Origin of the sequence: Rhizobium sp. R711 (assembly GCF_002211365.1) — a bacterium.
In the GTDB taxonomy this organism is placed as follows: domain Bacteria; phylum Pseudomonadota; class Alphaproteobacteria; order Rhizobiales; family Rhizobiaceae; genus Rhizobium.
In genome coordinates this window covers 276931-296433 of sequence record NZ_LOKZ01000034.1, presented here as the reverse complement: position 1 = coordinate 296433, position 19503 = coordinate 276931, and the positions used below count along the sequence as shown (strand labels likewise).

Sequence of the window (19503 nt, the reverse complement as noted above, 5' to 3'; positions counted from 1 at the left end):
CCCATGAGCACCATCGCTACAGATAAAACCGTTCTCGCGCCGCACCGGGGAACGCCAATTTCAATCCGCGCGCGGCTGCAGGACGCGCTGCCGAAGATCGTGCTCGCGCCGAGTTTCGCCATCACGCTTGTTTTCGTCTACGGCTTCATCATCTGGACAGTCTATCTGTCCTTCACCAATTCCAAGACCTTTCCGTCCTACGCCCTGACGGGGCCGCGCGCCTATCAACGGCTTTGGCGCTGGACGTTTGAAAGCGATCCGCCCTCCAGTTGGTACACTTCGATCACCAATATGGGCATTTTCGGCGTGCTCTATGTCGGCATCTGCCTGGCGCTCGGACTGTTTCTGGCGATCTTGCTGGATCAGAAGATCCGCGGCGAGGGCATACTGCGACCGATCTTTCTGTACCCGATGGCGCTTTCCTTCATCGTTACCGGCGTTGCCTGGAAATGGTTCCTCGATCCGGGCCTTGGCCTTGAGCAGACGCTGCATCAATTCGGCTGGACGAGCTTTCACTTCGACTGGATCAAGAACAAGGATTTCGTGATCTACACCGTCGTGATCGCCGGCGTCTGGCAGGCGTCCGGCTTCGTAATGGCGATGTTTCTTGCCGGCCTTCGCGGCATCGATAGCGAGATCATGAAGGCGGCGCAGATCGACGGCGCAACCACGGTGCAGCTCTATCGGCGCATCATTATTCCGCTACTGCGACCGATCTTCCTGTCGGCTTTCATCGTGCTCGCCCACATGGCGATCAAGTCTTACGACCTCGTCGTGGCGTTGACATCCGGTGGCCCTGGCGGCTCGGCCTGGCTGCCTTCCAACTTCATGTACGAATACACGTTCAAGCGGAACGAGATGGCGGTCGGTTCGGCAAGCGCCGTGATCATGCTGATGACGATCTCGGCGATCATCGTTCCCTATCTCTATTCCGAGCTGCGGGAGAAATCGCGATGAGCGCTGTCACCTCGACCATGTCCGACGCAGCCAGCGCGTCCCGCCGCAGAATGTTCAGCCGAATCTTCATCTACGGCCTGCTGGTCATATTCGCGATCATCTACCTGATGCCACTGTTCGTCATGCTGGTTACCTCGTTCAAGACCATGGATGAGATCCAGAACGGCAACATGCTTTCGCTGCCGAAAGCACCCACCATCGATCCCTGGTTCAAGGCCTGGGGCGAGGCCTGCGTCGGCCTGACCTGCGCCGGCATCAAGGGGTACTTCTGGAACTCGATCAAGATGGTCGTTCCGGCCGTGGCGATCTCAACGATCATGGGTGCGCTCAATGGTTATATCCTGACCAAGTGGCGCTTCCCGGGCCATACGCTGGTCTTCGGCTTGATGCTGTTTGCCTGCTTTATTCCGTTCCAGTCGGTTCTCCTGCCCATGGCGACCATCCTCGGCAGCCTCGGACGCTTCGGGGCGACGCTGCGCAATCAGATTGGCGTGTCGCTGGGCTTCGGTAATTCGACGGTCAATCTGGTCACCGTTCACGTCATCTACGGACTTGGCTTCACGACGCTGTTCTTCCGCAACTACTACGAGGCTTTCCCGACAGAGTTGGTGAAGGCGGCCCAGGTGGACGGTGCAAGCTTCTTCCAGATATTCCGACGCATCATGCTGCCCAATTCGTTGCCGATCATCGTGGTCACGGTCATCTACCAGTTCACCAATATCTGGAACGACTTCCTGTTTGCCTCGGCCTATGCGGGAACGGGCGATTCCATGCCGATGACCGTGGCGCTGAACAACGTCGTGAATACCTCCACGGGTGTCGTTGAATATAACGTCAACATGGCCGCGGCGATGATCGCAGCCCTGCCGACACTCCTCGTCTACATTCTCGCCGGCCGCTACTTTGTGCGTGGCCTGATGGCGGGCGCTGTCAAAGGATAATCCAATGGCTTTCCTCGAAATTTCTGGTCTCAAGAAGCGTTTTGGCTCGTTGGAGATCCTGAAGGGCATCAACCTTGAACTGGAGAAGGGCGGCTTCCTTGTGCTGGTCGGTCCGTCCGGCTGCGGCAAGTCGACGTTGCTCAACACCATTGCCGGGCTGGAATCGATCACTGAGGGTGACATTCGCGTCGATGGTCGAAGCATCGCCGACCTGCATCCATCGAAGCGCGATATCGCGATGGTGTTCCAGAGCTACGCCCTCTATCCGAACATGACGGTCGCCGGGAACATATCGTTCGGTATGGAGATGCGCGGCGTACCGGCTGAGGAGCGCAACAAGGCGATCGACAAGGTCGCCAAGGTGCTTCAGATTGGCCATCTGCTCAATCGCAAGCCGAGCCAGCTTTCGGGCGGCCAGAGGCAACGCGTTGCTATGGGCCGCGCCTTGGTACGCGATCCCAAGCTCTTCCTGTTTGACGAGCCGCTCTCAAATCTGGACGCCAAGCTGCGCGTCGACATGCGCATCGAAATCAAGCGGCTGCACCAGGCGACCGGTACGACGATCGTCTATGTGACCCATGATCAGATCGAGGCAATGACGCTCGCAACCAAGATCGCCGTCATGCGCGATGGCGAGGTGCAGCAATTCGGAACGCCTGCGGAAATCTACAACAACCCCGCCAACATGTTCGTCGCTGATTTCATGGGGTCGCCGGCCATGAATCTTCTCGCGGGTACGATCGAGAAGGGTGCTGCGGGGCTGACCGTATCGTTGGCCCGTCCGCACGGGGAGCCGGTCCGGCTCCCGGTCACAGCAGGCAATGGTGCGCTTGAGGCGCATGCGGGACGGGAGATCGTCTTCGGCATCCGACCGGAGGCGCTGACCGACCCGGATGGCGCGGACCGTAACGCTAGGGCGCTAGCCGAAAGCGATTGCCTGATCGAAGTCGTGGAGCCGGCGGGATCCGATACGTTTGCAGTGACGAAGCTTGGCGGGAAGGAAGTCGTGGCGCGTCTGCGCGCGGACGCCCGAATTCAGCCGGGGCAGAGCGCTCGCCTGGCGTTTAATCTCGACAAGGCGGTCTTCTTCGATCCCCAAAGCCAGACGCGTATCGCTTAGTCGAAAGCCGGATTTTCGGAAATGAGCAGCACTCCTGATATCGTCATCATAGGGTCGGGCGTGGGTGGGTCCACCGTTGCCGCGGGGTTGGCATCGACCGGGGCCGAGATCCTGATCCTCGAGGCTGGCGACTTCATCGCCGATCGCCCGGAGAACCGCGACCAACGGGCCATCTTTCAGCGTGGGCATTTTCGCCCGAAGGAGATGTGGTACGAGGCGGACGGTACCGCGTTCAATCCCGGCAACTACTACAATGTCGGCGGCAATTCGAAATTCTACGGCGCAGTGCTTTCGCGCTATCGCAGTGAGGATTTCGAGGAGATCCGCCACAGGGAAGGGGTCTCGCCTGCATGGCCGTTTCCTTATGAAGTTTTAGAGCCGTGGTATAGCCGCGCAGAACGGATGTACGAGGTTCGGGGAAACCTCGGAGACGACCCGACGGAGCCCGTACACTCGGACAACTACGACTATCTGCCGGTTCCCGACGAGCCGCCGATTGCCGATGTCAGAGCGCGGCTTAAGGCGAAAGGCCTGCACCCGTTTTCGCTGCCGTTGGGGGTAAACGTCGACGCTTGGCTGTCCAAGGCCAGGACACCTTGGGACGCGCACCCCAATTCCCGCGATGGGAAAATGGACGCGGAGACCGCTGCGTTGCTGAAGGCCCTGGAATATCAGAATGTCCGCCTCGAGACAAACGCGAAGGTGACGAAGCTCGAGGCTGACGGAAACGGCCGGATCGCCCGCGTCGGCTACCGCAAGAATGGTGAGGACCTGGCTGTCGCTCCGAAGCTGGTCATTCTGTCGGCCGGCGCTGTCCAATCTGCTGTCTTGTTGCTGCGTTCGGCTGACGCGCGTCACCCGAACGGGCTTGCGAATTCCTCCGATCAGGTCGGGCGGAACTTTATGAACCACAATTCGTCGGCGGTGATCGCCGTGTCGCCGACCTATCGGAACACGGCTGTCTATCAAAAGACGTTCGGGTTCAACGATTTCTACCTGTCGGACGGCAACGGTGGTCCGCCGCTCGGGAACGTTCAGTTGCTCGGCAGAATCTCGGCGAAGGTCTTGAAGGGCTCGCTGCCCTGGGCACCGGAATGGCTGCTCCAGAACATCACCGGTCATGCGATCGATTTCTATGCGATGAGTGAGGATATACCTCACCCGGAAAGCCGCGTACGGGTGGATGGGGAGCGTATCGTCCTGCAATGGCAACGGACGAATTGGGATGCACACCTCGAACTGGTCGAGAAGCTGAAGGCGGTCCTCAAGTCGATCGGATTCCCGATCGTTCTTTCAAAGCCGTTCGATAAACGCACGCCGTCTCACCAGTGCGGCACCGTCAGGATCGGCAACGACCCCGCCAGCGCGCCGCTGGATCCCTATTGCCGTTCCTACGACCACCGGAACCTCTTTGTGGTGGATGCCAGCTTCCTGCCGACCTCGGCCGCGGTTAACCCGGCTCTCACGGTCGCCAGTCAGGCATTGCGGGTTGCCGACCATATCGCTTCGAAGGACCTGCAAGCATGACGGAAGGTGTTGAAAGGCCAGTCGCCATAGTCACCGGCGGACGCCGCGGCATCGGTCTCGGGATTGCGACCGCACTGGCTAAAGGCGGCTACAACATCGTGATTACGGGCGTCGGAGCAGCAGAGGAGAGCCAGGACGTCATCAACGAGCTTCGCGGTTTCGGAGTGGATGCGATTTATCTACAGGCGGATGTTTCGGATGTTTCTAGGCATGACGAGACCGTGCGCGCGGTGCTTTCGAACTTCGGCCGCGTCGATTGCCTCGTCAACAATGCCGGCATGGCAGCGGTCGTCCGTGGTGATTTCCTAAGTCTGCTTCCGGAAAACTTCGATACGATCATGGCGACGAACCTCAAGGGCACGGTGTTTTTCACGCAGGCCGTCGTCAAGGCAATGCTCGTGACAGGAGCGGCTCCCCATCCGAGATCGATCATCAACATCACCTCGGTCTCAGCCGAGGCGAGTTCGCCGGAACGACTGGATTACTGCATCAGCAAGGCTGGTCTTGCCGCTTTCTCGCAGGGGCTCGCATTGCGGCTCGCGGATTCGGGGATTGCCGTCTTCGAGGTGCGCCCCGGGATTATCCGGACCGACATGACTGCCGGCGTGACATCGAAATATGACGCTCTCATCGAAAGTGGCCTCGTGCCGATGAAACGATGGGGCGAGGCTGATGACCTCGGGAAAATCTGTGCGGCATTGGCGTCCGGCGACTTCGGTTTTGCCACCGGCACCGTCATCGACGCCGATGGCGGCCTGTCCATTCCTCGCTTGTAACGGGATAGAAATATGCGTTTCGACTACATTATTACCGGCGCCGGTCCCGCGGGATGCGTGCTGGCCAACCGGCTCAGCGAAGACCCCAGCGTCAATGTGTTGCTGCTTGAAGCGGGCGGCGGCGATTGGAATCCCTTGTTCCACATGCCCGCGGGCTTCGCGAAAATGACGAAGGGCGTCGCGAGCTGGGGCTGGGAGACCGTTCCGCAAAAGCACATGAAGGGCAGGGTGCTGCGTTATACGCAGGCGAAGGTGATCGGCGGCGGCTCATCGATCAATGCACAGCTCTATACCCGGGGTAACGCCGCAGACTACGACCTCTGGGCAAGCGAGGACGGATGCGAGGGATGGGATTATCGCTCCATACTGCCGTACTTCAAGCGCGCCGAGGACAATCAGCGCTTTGCCGATGACTATCACTCCTATGGCGGTCCCCTCGGTGTCTCGATGCCTGCCTCTCCGTTGCCGATCTGCGACGCCTATATCCGGGCCGGGCAGGAACTAGGCATCCCGTATAATCATGACTTCAATGGCCGGCAGCAGGCGGGCGTCGGTTTCTATCAGCTGACGCAGCGCGACCGCCGTCGGTCCTCGGCATCATTGGCCTATCTTTCCCCGATAAAGGCGCGAAAGAACCTGGTGGTCCGGACTGGCGCCAGGGTTGCGCGCATCGTCCTAGAGGGGCATCGCGCCGTCGGCGTCGAGATCGCGACGGAGCGGGGCCCCGAAATCGTCCGCGCCGAACGCGAGGTACTTGTGTCGTCGGGTGCGATCGGGTCGCCCAAGTTGCTCCTTCAATCGGGGATCGGCCCAGCGGACCATCTTCGATCGGTAGGGGTGAAGGTACACCACGACCTCCCTGGTGTCGGTGGCAACCTGCAGGACCACCTCGATCTCTTCGTCATTTCCGAGTGCACCGGTGACCACACCTACGATGGCGTCGCGAAGCTTCACAGAACGATCTGGGCGGGTGTCCAGTATGTCCTGTTCCGAACGGGTCCGGTTGCCTCTTCTCTCTTCGAGACCGGGGGCTTCTGGTATGCCGATCCGGACGCGCGGTCGCCGGATATTCAGTTCCATCTCGGCCTGGGATCCGGCATTGAGGCTGGGGTCGAGCGCTTGACGAACGCTGGTGTGACCCTGAATTCGGCCTACCTGCATCCGCGTTCGCGTGGAACCGTGCGGCTTTCCTCGGCTGATCCGGGTGCGGCACCTCTGATCGATCCGAACTATTGGTCCGACCCGCACGACAAGGCCATGTCACTGGAAGGATTGAAGATTGCGCGGGAGATCATGCAGCAGGCCGCGCTCAAGCCCTACGTTCTGGCTGAGCGACTGCCGGGCCCGAGGGTCATGACCGACGAGCAGCTCTTCGACTACGGCTGCGCGAACGCGAAGACGGATCACCATCCAGTTGGCACGTGCAAGATGGGGACGGGGCCGGAAGCTGTTGTCGGTCTCGATCTCAAGGTCCATGGTCTCGATGGGCTTCGCGTGTGCGATTCGTCGGTCATGCCGCGAGTTCCATCGTGCAACACCAACGCACCGACAATCATGGTTGGCGAACGAGGCTCCGACCTTATCCGGGGGCTGCCACTGTTGCCCGCAGCGATCTTTGCTCACGAGCGCAACGAAACGCGACCGAGGGCGAGGGCAATCGTCAGCTAGACCGAGTGTTCGGGGCTGCGAACTTTGAAAATGGAGTAGGATTTGACTTCCGATCCACGCGCTTTCCTGCAAACCCTGTTTCACGAGGCGGTCAAGGCCGCCGACCCGTACGAGGCATTGGTTCGCCATCTGCCAGATCCGCCGAAAGGCAGGACGATTGTTGTCGGAGCGGGAAAGGCAGCAAGCCAAATGGCGGCGGCGTTCGAGCGCGCCTGGTCTCACCCATTCGACGGTCTGGTTGTTGCCAGGCACGGGCCGGTCGCGGACTGCCGATCGACCAAGATTCTACAGGCGGCTCATCCCGTCCCAGATAGAGCGGGCCTCATCGCCGCCGAGGCGCTCATGAACCATCTGCATGGGTTGACCTCCGACGATTTGGTTATCGCCCTGATATCCGGTGGCGGTTCTGCCCTTCTGCCGGCCCCTCCGACCGGCTTCACCCTCGCCGACGAAAGCGCCCTGAACGAAGCGCTCCTGGCGTCGGGTGCTCCGATCTCCGGCATGAATGTCGTGCGGAAGCATTTCTCCCGCATCAAGGGCGGGCGGCTCGCCGCTCTTGCTCACCCGGCAAAGGTCGTCAGCCTCGTCGTTTCCGATGTTCCGGGAGACAATCCGGCCTTCGTTGCGTCGGGGCCAACGGTGCCCGACAGCAGCGACGCGGAGGAGGCGCTGCGCGTGATCCGGGATTACCGGATCAATCTCCCGGCGCGGGTTATTGACTGTATCCGAAATGCCAGAGCGCCAGGGGCCGGCGATCGCATGTTCGCCAACAACGAGGTCCATGTGATTGCCTCGGCGCGGGTGTCCCTGGAGGCGGCTGCCGAGCGTGCAAGATCTCTTGGCGTGCAACCTCTTATTCTTTCGGATTCGATCGAAGGCGAGGCGAAGGATATCGGTAGGATGCACGCGGCGCTCGCTCGTGAGTTCTTGGCGAAACCTCCGGTTCCAAAGCCTCTGGTGCTGCTTTCCGGTGGGGAGACCACCGTCAGCATCGGATCTGGAACATACGGCAAAGGCGGACGAAACTCCGAGTTTCTCCTCTCCGCGGCAATCGATCTTCAGGGCGTCGAGGGTGTCGTGGCGATGGCTGCGGATACCGACGGCATCGACGGGTCCGAAGACAATGCCGGCGCCTTCTGCGACGGCGGGACGGTGGCGCGCATCAGGAGCGCCGGCGGCGATGCGCGGGCGTTCCTCGCGCGCCACGATGCATGGTCGGCCTTGCACCTTGCGGGCGATCTCTTCGTGCCAGGACCGACGGGTACGAACGTGAATGATTTCCGCGCTTTTCTTGTAAAGTAGGCTGGCAGCGAACGGTCGAGCAGCTTTAGCGTGTGCCGTCCGTTGGCATCTGCATCAAGCGCAGGCAGCTGCAAATCAATGCGCGACAAGCCTTTGTCGGCACGACGTCAACAACGCTTATGCCTTTGTTGTATTTGAGGAAGCCCGCCCCAGGCCCCTCAGGGGCGGGCTCTATCGATCCGGACCCCTCCGGACCGCGGCTGATGGTGAGCCGCTGAAAATACAAATGCCCGGTGTCGCGCCTTGAAACAACCAAAAGCTGCTTTGTTGGTTATTTGGTAAGGTTACCGGCGGTTCGACCTACCGTCTGGACATCGGACGGGACTCTCTTCAACACTGCGTGCGAGTGCGTTCCTCGACGAGGAGTGAGCGAGGCTGAACAACGGAAAAGGGGATTGGTCATGGTCGACCGGCTGAAGGGGAAGATCGCAATTGTTTCAGGTGGCGCGACAGGCATGGGCGGGGCGGCCTCGCGTCTCTTTGCTGCCGAGGGCGCCAAGGTGGCCATCATTGACCGGAATGAAGCGGCGGCTCGCCAAACGGTGGAGGAGATACGCGCCGCAGGCCATGTCGCCGATTACTGGATCGCCGACGTGTCGGAAGAGGCCGCCGTCATCGCGGCAGTCAAGGGTGTGGAAGAAAGGTTCGGCGCCGTCACGGTGCTCTTCAATCACGCGGGGACGATCGTCATCAAGCCGTTCCTCGAGACCACGCTTGAGGAGTGGGAGTGGCTCCATGCGGTCAACGTGCGTTCCATGTTCCTGATGACGCGGGCCGTCCTGCCGGGGATGATCGCCGCGGGCGGCGGTTCTATCGTCTGCACATCATCGATCTCGGCCGTGGCCGCAACGCCGATGGAGGTGCTCTACGACACAACGAAAGGGGCGGTGCATATGTTTGCGCGCGCGATCGGGGTGGAGTTCAGGGATCGGAACATTCGTTGCAATGCCGTCTGCCCCGGCTTCATCCGCACACCGCACGGATTGCGCGAGGTCAGCGAATTGCAGAAGCTTGGCGTCGATGTGTCGGACGCTGCCATTGCCGCTCAGCAGGGCCGGATCGGCGAGCCTGAGGACGTGGCGCGCGCCGCGCTCTACCTCGCCAGTGACGAATCGATGTTCGTCAATGGCGCGCATCTCTTTGTCGATAACGGGTTCACCGCTATCTAGGTGCGAGAGACTTGCCAGCGCAAAATAAAAGGGGCCGAGATCGTGATCTCGGCCCCTGTCATCCGTGCGCTGCAGAACTCGCTTACTTGCCCGTTTTCGTGGCGTGGCGGCGGCCCTTGCCGATATCGGGCAGGAAGATGGTGAGCAGACCGAGCAGCGGCAGATACGAGCAGATCTTATAGACGAACTCGATGCCCATGTGGTCGGCCACCATGCCGAGGCCTGCCGCGCCGATGCCGCCGATACCGAAGGCAAAGCCAAAGAACAGACCGGCGATCATGCCGACGCGACCTGGAACCAACTCCTGCGCAAAGACGACAATGGCCGAGAAAGCCGAGGCGAGAATGACGCCGATCAGGAAGGTCAGGAAGACAGTCCAGCTGTAGTCGGCATAAGGCAGGGCAAGCGTGAAGGGCAGGGCGCCGAGGATCGAGAACCAGATCACGAACTTGGTGCCGAACCAGTCGACGACGGGACCGCCCGCGACGGTGCCGATGGCGACGGCGCCGAGGAATACGAACAGCAGAATCTGCGCGTGCTGCACGGACACGCCGAATCGCTCGATCATGTAGAAGGTGTAGTAGCTCGAAAGGCTTGTCATGTAGACGTATTTCGAGAACACCAGCAGCGCGAGGACGCCGATCGCCGCGATCACCTTCGCGCGCGGGAGATGTAAGGCAGGTACCGCTGCCTTGCGGCCGGCATTGTTCTTGCGGTGGTCGGCATACCAGGCGCCGACGCGCCACAGGATGATCATGCCGGTCAGCGCTGCAAGCGAGAACCATGCAACGCTATGCTGGCCACGCGGCAGCACGATGAAGGCCGCCAAAAGCGGACCGATCGCCGAGCCGAAGTTGCCGCCAACCTGGAATAGCGACTGAGCAAGTCCATGGCGTCCGCCTGATGCCAGCCGGGCAACGCGTGAGGATTCCGGATGGAATACGGCGGAGCCGAGGCCGACAACGCCCGCACCGATGAGCAGAACCCAATAGGCGTGCGCATAGGCGAGCAGCACCAAACCGATGAGCGTGAAGCCCATGCCGACAGACAATGAATAGGGCAATGGGCGCTTGTCAGTGTAGATGCCGATCAGCGGCTGCAGGAGCGATGCAGTGACTTGAAACACCAGGCCAAGGAAGCCGATCTGCGTGAAGTCGAGGCCGTAGCCGTCCTTGATCATCGGATAGAGAGCGGGGATCAGCGACTGCATGGTATCGTTTAGGAGATGGCAGAAGCTCACCGCCATGATGATGCCGAAAACCGTCTGTTCCGCAGAGTGCCTCTCTGCCGTCATTGCGCTGTTTGTCACGATTTTACTCCGTCCCTTGACGATCTGGAAATAGCGGACTTGCCGCTGTCCCGCTTTCGTGTTTTGGTCTTGTTATTTCGCGAGTGGGCCAAAATGACAAAATCCGGACATGGGTTGGCGATGAGCGAGCTGGCCAGGCTCCATGTGGAGCGTCTTGCAGCCATCGAGGCCGCCTCCGAGCCGGTCTACGCCATCCCCTCGGAATACCCGGCTGGCTACCATGTGAAGCCGCACAGCCATAGCCGTGCGCAGTTCGTTTATGCCCGCGCCGGTGTCGTCATGGTGTCGTCCATACAGGGGCGCTGGATGGTACCGCCGCAGCATGCGCTTTGGATCCCGGCGGGCCTTGTCCACACGGTCGACATGCTCGGCGATGTCACGATGCTGTCCGCATATGTCGCGCCCGGTGCCTTGGTTGATCCGCCGTCGGTCGTGCGTGTCGTGGCCGTGACCGACTTTGCCAGGGCACTGTTCATCGAGGCCGTGTCGCCGCCGGACGCCAAGAGCGACCGGCGCGATCTCGTCATGGCGCTATTGCTTGAGGAGGTCTAGCGGCTTCCTGACAGGCCGTTGGGATTGCCGGTTCCCTCCGATACTCGCTTGGCGGCGCTCTGCCGCGGCTTCATGGAAAGTCCGAGTGCCCGGCTGGTGATCGACGATTGGGCGGACCAGCTTGCCATGAGCCGACGTGCTTTCACCCGATTCTTCCGGAAGGAGACGGGAATCAGTCTGTCGATCTGGCGTCAGCAAGCTGCGGTATTCACCGCCTTGCCCCGCCTCGCCGCCGGAGAGACCGTTACGGCCGTTGCCCTCGACCTCGGCTACGACAGCGTCGCCGCCTTTACAACCATGTTCAGGCGGATGATGGGGGCCGCGCCCCGCACTTATTTCAGTGCACCTGAACAGTATTGAGGGTTTTCCGGACGATGGATTCGAGGCTTCGCAAGGCCGCGCGATATCGGCGCCGCGCCTCGATATGACGTTTACGTTCACAGCAAGCCTGTGGGTTTCGAAAATTCGAAAAACATTCGTTTGACATTCGAATAATCTTCGCTTTAACTGCATTTACTTTCGCAAATGCGCAGGCATGTTGCGTTGCGGTATATTCTGGCTCGGAGGGGGAACGTGAGCCGTCAGATTCACGATCTTTTCATTATCGGCGGCGGCATCAATGGCTGCGGGATCGCGCGTGATGCGGTTGGGCGCGGCTATTCGGTTGCGCTTGCCGAGATGAGCGACTTTGCGTCCGGCACGTCCTCCGGCGCGACCAAGCTCATCCACGGTGGCTTGCGATATCTCGAGCACTACGAATTTCGTCTGGTTCGCGAGTCGCTGATGGAGCGCGAAGTGCTCTGGGCGATGGCGCCGCACATCATATGGCCAATGCGGTTCGTGCTGCCCTATCACAAGGGCGGCATCCGCCCGGCGTGGCTCATCCGGCTTGGACTGTTTCTCTATGATCATCTCGGCGGTCGCAAGCTTTTGCCGCCGACCGCGGTTCTCGACATGCGCCGCGATCCGGCTGCCAAACCATTGAAAGCACTTTTCACGAAGGCCTTCGAGTATTCGGATGGCTGGGTCGACGACGCGCGTATGGTCGTTCTCAACGCCCGGGACGCCGCCGACCGCGGCGCGCTAGTCATGCCAAGGACGAAGGTCGTTTCGGCGCGGCGCGAGAACGGCTTGTGGTCGATCGAAACGATCGACACCGTTAGCGGGCAATCCAACAGCTTTCAGTCGCGAATGCTGGTGAATGCCGCCGGTCCCTGGGTCGATCATGTCATTCGCGCGGCTTTCGGGCAGAACGAAGCCCACCATGTACGGCTCGTGCAGGGCAGCCACATCATCGTGAAGAAGAAGTTCGACGATCCGCGGGCCTATTTCTTCCAGAACCCGGATAACCGCATCATTTTCGCCATTCCCTACGAGCAGGACTTCACGCTGATCGGTACCACCGACCGTGACTACTCGGCCGATCCGAAAGATGTGAAGATATCCGAGGAAGAGACGACCTATCTCTGCAACGCGGCGAGCGAGTATTTCAAGGAACCCGTGCGGCCGGAAGATATCGTCTGGACTTATTCGGCCGTGCGGCCGCTGTTCGACGATGGCGCCTCTAAGGCGCAGGAGGCGACCCGCGACTACGTGCTGAAGATCGAAGGCGAGGGCAAGGATGCCCCGCTGCTCAACGTCTTTGGTGGCAAACTCACGACCTATCGGCGGCTGTCCGAGCATGCGCTGGAAAAGATCGCCGCGGCGATCGGCGGCAAAGGCGCGCCTTGGACAGCTAAGAGTCATCTGCCGGGCGGGGATTTCGCTGCGACCGGCTATGAGGCGGAAGTCGGAAAGCTGAAGGGTCGCTATCCGTTCCTGGCCGACCGTCACGCCCGGCGGCTGGTGCGCCGATACGGCACAAAGGCATCGGTCCTGCTTGGCCGCGCGGCCAGCACCGAGGAGCTTGGACGCTATTTCGGCGGCGATCTCTATGAGGTCGAAGTTCGCTATCTCATCGATCACGAATGGGCCAGAAGCGCGGACGACGTGCTCTGGCGAAGAACGAAGGACGGCCTGCGTCTGACCAAGGAACAGGCTGCGCTGTTGGAGGAGTACATGGCTGCGCGACCGGCACAAATGGCTGGTTGAAGCGGCAATGTCCCCGCTGTTGAGGAGGCACGGGAACCGGAATGCTTGAATTGCGGAACGCTGCAAAGATGGTGGGCGGGGAGTATCACATCCACGCGACCAATCTTGCGTTTGAAAAAGGCACGCTGAATGTGCTGCTGGGGCCGACGCTGTCCGGCAAGACGTCGCTGATGCGGCTGATGGCTGGGCTTGATCGACCGACCAGCGGTTCGGTCCATTTTGACGGTGTTGATGTGACTGGCATGCCGGTACAGAAGCGCAATGTCGCGATGGTCTACCAGCAGTTCATCAACTATCCGGCCCTGACGGTGTACGAGAACATCGCCTCGCCGATGCGCATTGCGGGCAAGGACACGGCGACGATCGACCGGGAAGTGCGCAAAGCCGCCGATCTCCTGCGCCTCACGCCCTATCTGGACCGCACGCCGCTCAATCTCTCAGGTGGTCAGCAGCAGCGCACGGCGCTTGCTCGCGCCCTCGTCAAGAATGCCAGCCTGGTGCTGATGGATGAGCCGCTCGCCAACCTTGACTACAAGCTGCGCGAGGAACTGCGGGCTGAACTGCCTAGGATATTCGCGCAATCCGGCGCCATCTTCGTCTACGCCACGACGGAGCCTTCCGAAGCGCTTCTGCTCGGCGGCAACACGGCGACGCTTTCAGAAGGACGTGTGACGCAGTTCGGGCCGACCATCTCGGTCTATCGAAATCCGTTCGACCTTGTGACGGCGAAGACCTTTGCTGATCCGCCACTCAATTTCATTGATGTCGTAAAGGTTGGTGGAGCGTTCCAGAGGCAGGGTGCGGACATGTTGCCGGTGCCCTCGCACCTGGCCGGAATGGTCGATGGTCCCGTGACGATCGCCTTCCATCCGCATCACCTCGGTCTTTCATTGCAAACCCCGACCGCGGCGAGGCTGAAGGCTCGCACGCAGATCTCGGAGATCACCGGCTCCGAGAGCTTCGTGCACCTGGATTTCGATGGCGTGCGCTGGGTCATGCTCGCCCACGGCATTCACAACATCGATCCGGACACCGAGGTCGATATCTATCTCGACACGCGTCACGTCATGGCTTTTGGCACCGACGGTCGCGCAATCGCAACTGGCGCAAAGGCGTAAGGGAGAAGGACATGGCACGCATTACGCTCGACCACATCCGCCACGCCTATGGACCGAATCCGAAGTCTGACGCCGACTACGCGCTTCGCGAAGTCGATCACGAATGGAGGGACGGCGGCGCCTACGCGCTTCTTGGTCCATCCGGCTGCGGAAAGACGACGCTGCTGAACATCATTTCCGGCCTGCTGCAGCCATCGCATGGCCGCATCCTGTTCGATGGAAACGATGTGACGAATCTTTCCACGCAGGCGCGCAACATCGCGCAGGTGTTCCAGTTCCCGGTCATCTACGACACCATGACCGTCTACGACAATCTGGCCTTTCCGCTGCGCAATCGCGGTGTTGCCGAGCCGGAAGTCGATCGCCGCGTTCGCGATATTCTTGAGATGATCGATCTCGGCGGGATGGCTAAACGCAAGGCACAGGGCCTGACGGCCGACCAGAAGCAGAAGATCTCGCTGGGTCGCGGATTGGTCCGCAACGACGTCAACGCGATCCTGTTCGACGAGCCTCTGACCGTGATCGACCCGCACATGAAGTGGGTGCTGCGTTCGCAGTTGAAGCGCCTGCACAAGCAGTTCGGCTTCACCATGGTCTATGTGACCCACGATCAGACGGAGGCGCTGACCTTCGCCGATAAGGTCGTCGTCATGTACGATGGGCAGATTGTCCAGATCGGCACGCCTGCAGAGCTTTTCGAGCGACCGAGCCACACGTTCGTCGGCTACTTCATCGGCTCACCGGGCATGAACGTTCTGCCGGTGCAGTTACAGGGCAATGCCGTCCGCATCGGCAGCGAGACACTGTCATTGGACTATGCACCGCAAACGGCTGCCGGGGCCAAGACCGAGCTCGGCATCCGTCCGGAATTCGTCAATCTCGGCCGCGAGGGAATGCCGGTCACCGTCAACAGGGTGGAGGACATCGGTCGGCAGAAGATCGTGCGGGCGACGTTTGCCGGGCAGCCGATTGCCATCGTCGTGACGGAGGACTTTGAAATCCCGGCCGATGCGCGGGTGACCTTCGATCCGGCTGCAATCAATATTTACGCCAATTCCTGGCGCGTCGGCAGGGAGGGCTGAGCATGGAAAAGACCTGGAACAACAAAGCCTGGTTTCTGGTTCTGCCGGTTCTGGTGCTGGTGGCCTTCTCAGCCGTTATTCCGCTGATGACCGTTGTGAACTATTCGGTGCAGGATACGTTCGGGAACAACGAGTTCTTCTGGGCGGGTACGGACTGGTTCGTGCAGACGCTTCATTCCGACCGTTTCTGGGCGGCGCTGCAGCGGAACCTTGCCTTCTCGCTGATCATTCTGGCGCTGCAGATCCCGCTCGGCATCTTCATCGCGCTCAACATGCCGAAGAAGGGTCTCGGCGTGCCAGTCTGCCTCGTGCTGATGGCGCTGCCACTGCTCATCCCATGGAACGTGGTCGGGACCATCTGGCAGGTTTTCGGTCGTGTCGACATCGGCCTCCTCGGCCATACGCTTGAGGCAATGGGGTTTGACTACAACTATGTCCGCGACCCTCTCGATGCATGGATCACCATCATTGTGATGGACGTCTGGCATTGGACAAGCCTTGTGGTGCTGCTCTGCTATGCCGGCCTCGTTTCGATCCCGGACGCCTACTATCAGGCGGCGAAGATCGACGGCGCGTCGCGCTGGTCCGTCTTCCGGTACATTCAGCTGCCGAAAATGAACCGGGTCTTGCTCATCGCCGTGCTGCTGCGCTTCATGGACAGCTTCATGATCTACACCGAGCCTTTCGTCGTCACCGGCGGCGGCCCGGGCAACTCGACCACGTTCCTGTCGATCGACCTTGTGAAGATGGCAGTCGGCCAGTTCGACCTCGGTCCCGCAGCGGCAATGTCGATCATCTACTTCCTGATCATCCTGCTGCTGTCGTGGGTCTTCTACACCGTCATGACCAGCAGCGACGCGAACGCCTGAGAAAGGAGAGGACCATGGCTCAGACAATGAAATACAAGCCTGCGGGCAACTTCTCCTGGGTCGTTTCGACGATCTACATCATCTTCCTGCTGCTGCCGATCTACTGGCTGATCAATATGAGCTTCAAGGAGAATGCCGAGATCACCGGCACCTTCTCGCTTTGGCCGCAGAACCCGACACTGCGCAACTATGGTGTGATCTTTACGGATCCGTCCTGGTACAACGGCTACATCAATTCGATCATCTATGTCGTCATGAATACGGTGATCTCGGTACTGGCGGCGCTGCCCGCGGCCTACGCCTTCTCGCGCTACCGGTTTCTGGGCGACAAGCATCTGTTCTTCTGGCTGCTGACGAACAGAATGGCACCGCCGGCGGTCTTTGCGCTGCCGTTCTTCCAGCTTTACTCCGCCTTCGGCCTCATCGACACGCACATAGCGGTGGCGCTCGCCCACTGCCTGTTCAACGTGCCGCTCGCGGTCTGGATCCTGGAAGGCTTCATGTCCGGCGTGCCAAAGGAGATCGACGAAACCGCCTACATCGACGGCTATTCCTTCCCGCGTTTCTTCGTGAAGATCTTCATGCCGCTGATCGCATCAGGCATCGGTGTCGCCGCCTTCTTCTGCTTCATGTTCTCGTGGGTGGAACTTCTGCTTGCCCGGACGCTGACGACGACTGCCGCAAAACCGATTTCGGCGATCATGACGCGCACCGTCTCCGCTGCAGGGATGGATTGGGGCGTTCTGGCGGCTGCCGGTGTGCTGACCATCATTCCCGGCGCGCTCGTCATCTACTTCGTACGCAACTACATCGCCAAGGGCTTCGCGCTCGGCCGCGTCTGACAAGGGAGGACCACTCATGAACTTTTCCTGGATGGCGTGGACGCTGCCGACTGCATTGTTTTTCCTGACGATTTTCATGCTCTTGGTTGGCATGAGTGTCTGGGAGTATTTCGCACCGGGCGGTTCGCCGCGTGTGGGAATCCTCAGGTTCGAAACCACGCGAGGAGATCGGCTCTTCGTATCGCTGCTCGGCGCAGCATTCATTCATCTCGCATGGTTGGGTCTTGTCGGACCCAACCTGTGGTGGGCTCTTGCCCTCTCCGTAGTCTACGCCATCGGCGTCTTCCGCTACGTGTGACGGTAGGAAAAGACAGATGGCCGGGGGTACTGGCCGCCTGAAACGTGACGACTGCAATCGCAACCCTGGGAGGATACTATGCGAAAGCATTTACTAGCGACAACAGCAGGCATGTTGCTGGCCATGGCGGGCTCCGCCTACGCCGGCATGGATGAGGCGAAAACCTTCCTGGACAAGGAAGTCGGTGAGCTCTCGACGCTTTCCCGCGCCGACCAGGAAAAGGAAATGCAATGGTTCGTTGATGCGGCCAAGCCTTTCGCCGGCATGGACATCAAGGTGGTTTCCGAAACGCTGACCACCCATGAATATGAATCCAAGGTGCTGGCGCCGGCGTTTACCGCAATCACCGGCATCAAGATCACCCACGACCTGATCGGCGAAGGCGACGTCGTCGAAAAGCTGCAGACGCAGATGCAGTCGGGCGAGAACATCTACGACGCCTACATCAACGACTCGGATCTGATCGGTACGCATTGGCGCTACCAGCAGGCTCGCTCGCTGACTGACTGGATGGCGAACGAAGGCAAGGACGTTACGAACCCGGGCCTCGACGTTGACGACTTCATTGGCAAGTCCTTCACCACCGCCCCGGATGGCAAGCTCTACCAGCTGCCCGACCAGCAGTTCGCGAACCTCTATTGGTTCCGTTACGATTGGTTCAACGACGAGAAGAACAAGGCCGACTTCAAGGCGAAGTACGGCTACGATCTCGGCGTTCCGGTCAACTGGTCGGCCTATGAGGATATCGCCGAGTTCTTCACCGGCCGCGAGATCGGCGGCAAGAAGGTCTACGGCCATATGGACTACGGCAAGAAGGACCCGTCGCTTGGATGGCGCTTCACCGACGCGTGGCTCTCCATGGCAGGTAACGGCGACAAGGGCATTCCGAACGGCAAGCCGGTCGACGAGTGGGGCATCAAGGTCGACGAGAACTCGCGGCCGGTCGGCTCATGCGTCGCGCGCGGCGGTGACACCAACGGCCCGGCAGGGGTCTATTCGATCCAGAAGTATCTGGATTGGCTCAAGGCGTACGCGCCGGCGGCGGCGCAGGGCATGACCTTCTCCGAGGCCGGTCCCGTTCCGTCCCAGGGTGAGGTCGCGCAGCAGATCTTTACCTACACCGCCTTCACCGCAGACTTCGTCAAGAAGGGCCTGCCGGTGGTCAACGACGATGGCACGCCGAAATGGCGCTTTGCGCCATCCCCGCACGGCGTCTACTGGAAGGACGGCATGAAGCTCGGCTACCAGGACGCCGGTTCCTGGACGCTGATGAAGTCGACGCCCGTCGACCGCGCTAAGGCGGCATGGCTCTACGCGCAGTTCGTCACGTCGAAGACGGTCGATGTGAAGAAGAGCCACGTTGGTCTGACGTTCATTCGCGAATCGACCATCCGCGACAAGAGCTTCACCGAACGCGCTCCGAAGCTTGGCGGTCTGATTGAGTTCTACCGCTCTCCGGCTCGCGTCCAATGGACACCAACCGGCACGAACGTTCCTGACTATCCGAAGCTCGCGCAGCTGTGGTGGCAGGCAATCGGTGATGCGTCTTCCGGCGCGAAGACCGCGCAGGAAGCCATGGACTCGCTTTGCGGTGAGCAGGAAAAAGTGCTGCAACGCCTGGAGCGTGCGAAGGTTCAGGGCGATATCGGTCCGAAGCTCGCCGAAGAGCATGATCTGGAATACTGGAACAAGGACGCGGTGGCCAAGGGCAACCTCGCTCCGCAGTTGAAGATCGAGAACGAGAAGGAAAAGCCGGTTACCGTCAACTACGACGAACTGGTCAAGAGCTGGCAGTCGAAGTGATCAGCGGCCTTTGGTCGGGTACGAGGCCCGGCCAATAGCAATGCCGGCGGCGCTAGGTCGCCGCCGGCACCAAACCCTT

Annotated in this window: 16 protein-coding genes and 1 pseudogene; 16 read left to right on the top strand and 1 reads right to left on the bottom strand. The window is 60.4% G+C overall.

Annotated elements, in window-relative coordinates; all coding sequences use genetic code 11:
• Positions 1 to 3 precede the first annotated feature (3 nt).
• The 8 genes from ATY80_RS22070 to ATY80_RS22035 all read left to right on the top strand — a co-directional run bounded on the left by ATY80_RS22070 (position 4) and on the right by ATY80_RS22035 (position 9460).
• Positions 4 to 957, top strand: coding sequence for a sugar ABC transporter permease (locus ATY80_RS22070; RefSeq protein ID WP_088694436.1), 954 nt, complete (start codon positions 4 to 6; stop codon positions 955 to 957).
• Entirely contained in the window at positions 954 to 1898 is a 945-nt protein-coding gene (locus tag ATY80_RS22065; protein WP_088694435.1) for a carbohydrate ABC transporter permease, read from the top strand. Before ATY80_RS22070 ends, ATY80_RS22065 begins: the two co-directional genes overlap by 4 nt.
• 4 nt (positions 1899 to 1902) lie before the next feature.
• Positions 1903 to 3018: an ABC transporter ATP-binding protein gene (locus ATY80_RS22060; protein ID WP_088694434.1), complete on the top strand. Its 1116-nt coding sequence runs from the start codon at positions 1903 to 1905 to the stop codon at positions 3016 to 3018.
• 21 nt (positions 3019 to 3039) lie between these two features.
• Entirely contained in the window at positions 3040 to 4545 is a 1506-nt protein-coding gene (locus ATY80_RS22055) for a GMC family oxidoreductase (RefSeq protein ID WP_088694433.1), read from the top strand.
• A complete protein-coding gene (locus tag ATY80_RS22050) occupies positions 4542 to 5321 on the top strand; it encodes a 3-ketoacyl-ACP reductase (protein ID WP_088694432.1) in 780 nt (259 codons plus the stop codon). The genes ATY80_RS22055 and ATY80_RS22050 overlap by 4 nt, the downstream gene beginning before the upstream one ends.
• 12 nt (positions 5322 to 5333) lie before the next feature.
• Entirely contained in the window at positions 5334 to 6989 is a 1656-nt protein-coding gene (locus ATY80_RS22045) for a GMC family oxidoreductase N-terminal domain-containing protein (protein ID WP_088694431.1), read from the top strand.
• A gap of 42 nt (positions 6990 to 7031) precedes the next feature.
• Positions 7032 to 8291, top strand: coding sequence for a glycerate kinase (locus ATY80_RS22040; protein WP_088694430.1), 1260 nt, complete (start codon positions 7032 to 7034; stop codon positions 8289 to 8291).
• 401 nt (positions 8292 to 8692) lie between these two features.
• Positions 8693 to 9460 (top strand): SDR family oxidoreductase, encoded by a 768-nt coding sequence (locus tag ATY80_RS22035; protein WP_088694429.1) that lies wholly within the window; start codon positions 8693 to 8695, stop codon positions 9458 to 9460.
• Positions 9461 to 9542: 82 nt separating this feature from the next.
• Here the strand turns inward: ATY80_RS22035 and ATY80_RS22030 are convergent, their stop codons facing one another.
• Positions 9543 to 10754, bottom strand: coding sequence for an MFS transporter (locus ATY80_RS22030; protein WP_088694428.1), 1212 nt, complete (start codon positions 10752 to 10754; stop codon positions 9543 to 9545).
• A 108-nt stretch (positions 10755 to 10862) separates the two neighbouring features.
• Here ATY80_RS22030 and ATY80_RS30180 point away from each other — a divergent pair.
• From ATY80_RS30180 to ATY80_RS21990, 8 genes and pseudogenes are all read left to right on the top strand, one after another.
• Positions 10863 to 11681, top strand: a pseudogene (locus ATY80_RS30180) (helix-turn-helix transcriptional regulator).
• A gap of 213 nt (positions 11682 to 11894) precedes the next feature.
• Positions 11895 to 13412 (top strand): glycerol-3-phosphate dehydrogenase, encoded by a 1518-nt coding sequence (gene glpD, locus ATY80_RS22020; RefSeq protein WP_088694427.1) that lies wholly within the window; start codon positions 11895 to 11897, stop codon positions 13410 to 13412.
• A gap of 41 nt (positions 13413 to 13453) precedes the next feature.
• Positions 13454 to 14530 (top strand): ABC transporter ATP-binding protein, encoded by a 1077-nt coding sequence (locus tag ATY80_RS22015; protein WP_088694426.1) that lies wholly within the window; start codon positions 13454 to 13456, stop codon positions 14528 to 14530.
• 11 nt (positions 14531 to 14541) lie between these two features.
• Entirely contained in the window at positions 14542 to 15612 is a 1071-nt protein-coding gene (locus ATY80_RS22010; RefSeq protein WP_088694425.1) for an ABC transporter ATP-binding protein, read from the top strand.
• 2 nt (positions 15613 to 15614) lie between these two features.
• Positions 15615 to 16481, top strand: coding sequence for a sugar ABC transporter permease (locus tag ATY80_RS22005; protein ID WP_088694424.1), 867 nt, complete (start codon positions 15615 to 15617; stop codon positions 16479 to 16481).
• A 14-nt stretch (positions 16482 to 16495) separates the two neighbouring features.
• Entirely contained in the window at positions 16496 to 17323 is an 828-nt protein-coding gene (locus ATY80_RS22000; protein ID WP_088694423.1) for a carbohydrate ABC transporter permease, read from the top strand.
• Between the two features lie 16 nt (positions 17324 to 17339).
• Positions 17340 to 17621, top strand: a complete 282-nt coding sequence (locus ATY80_RS21995) for a DUF2160 domain-containing protein (protein ID WP_088694422.1) — start codon at positions 17340 to 17342, stop codon at positions 17619 to 17621.
• Positions 17622 to 17699: 78 nt separating this feature from the next.
• A complete protein-coding gene (locus ATY80_RS21990) occupies positions 17700 to 19424 on the top strand; it encodes an ABC transporter substrate-binding protein (protein ID WP_088694421.1) in 1725 nt (574 codons plus the stop codon).
• Positions 19425 to 19503 lie beyond the last annotated feature (79 nt).

Coding starts and splice junctions, on each gene's coding strand:
- ATY80_RS22030 (WP_088694428.1), bottom strand. CDS start 10,754: ATGACGGCAGAGAGGCACTCTGCGGAACAGACGGTTTTCGGCATCATC.
- ATY80_RS22050 (WP_088694432.1), top strand. CDS start 4,542: ATGACGGAAGGTGTTGAAAGGCCAGTCGCCATAGTCACCGGCGGACGC.
- ATY80_RS22035 (WP_088694429.1), top strand. CDS start 8,693: ATGGTCGACCGGCTGAAGGGGAAGATCGCAATTGTTTCAGGTGGCGCG.
- ATY80_RS21995 (WP_088694422.1), top strand. CDS start 17,340: ATGAACTTTTCCTGGATGGCGTGGACGCTGCCGACTGCATTGTTTTTC.
- ATY80_RS22000 (WP_088694423.1), top strand. CDS start 16,496: ATGGCTCAGACAATGAAATACAAGCCTGCGGGCAACTTCTCCTGGGTC.
- ATY80_RS21990 (WP_088694421.1), top strand. CDS start 17,700: ATGCGAAAGCATTTACTAGCGACAACAGCAGGCATGTTGCTGGCCATG.
- ATY80_RS22070 (WP_088694436.1), top strand. CDS start 4: ATGAGCACCATCGCTACAGATAAAACCGTTCTCGCGCCGCACCGGGGA.
- ATY80_RS22005 (WP_088694424.1), top strand. CDS start 15,615: ATGGAAAAGACCTGGAACAACAAAGCCTGGTTTCTGGTTCTGCCGGTT.
- ATY80_RS22010 (WP_088694425.1), top strand. CDS start 14,542: ATGGCACGCATTACGCTCGACCACATCCGCCACGCCTATGGACCGAAT.
- ATY80_RS22015 (WP_088694426.1), top strand. CDS start 13,454: ATGCTTGAATTGCGGAACGCTGCAAAGATGGTGGGCGGGGAGTATCAC.
- ATY80_RS22055 (WP_088694433.1), top strand. CDS start 3,040: ATGAGCAGCACTCCTGATATCGTCATCATAGGGTCGGGCGTGGGTGGG.
- ATY80_RS22045 (WP_088694431.1), top strand. CDS start 5,334: ATGCGTTTCGACTACATTATTACCGGCGCCGGTCCCGCGGGATGCGTG.
- ATY80_RS22060 (WP_088694434.1), top strand. CDS start 1,903: ATGGCTTTCCTCGAAATTTCTGGTCTCAAGAAGCGTTTTGGCTCGTTG.
- ATY80_RS22065 (WP_088694435.1), top strand. CDS start 954: ATGAGCGCTGTCACCTCGACCATGTCCGACGCAGCCAGCGCGTCCCGC.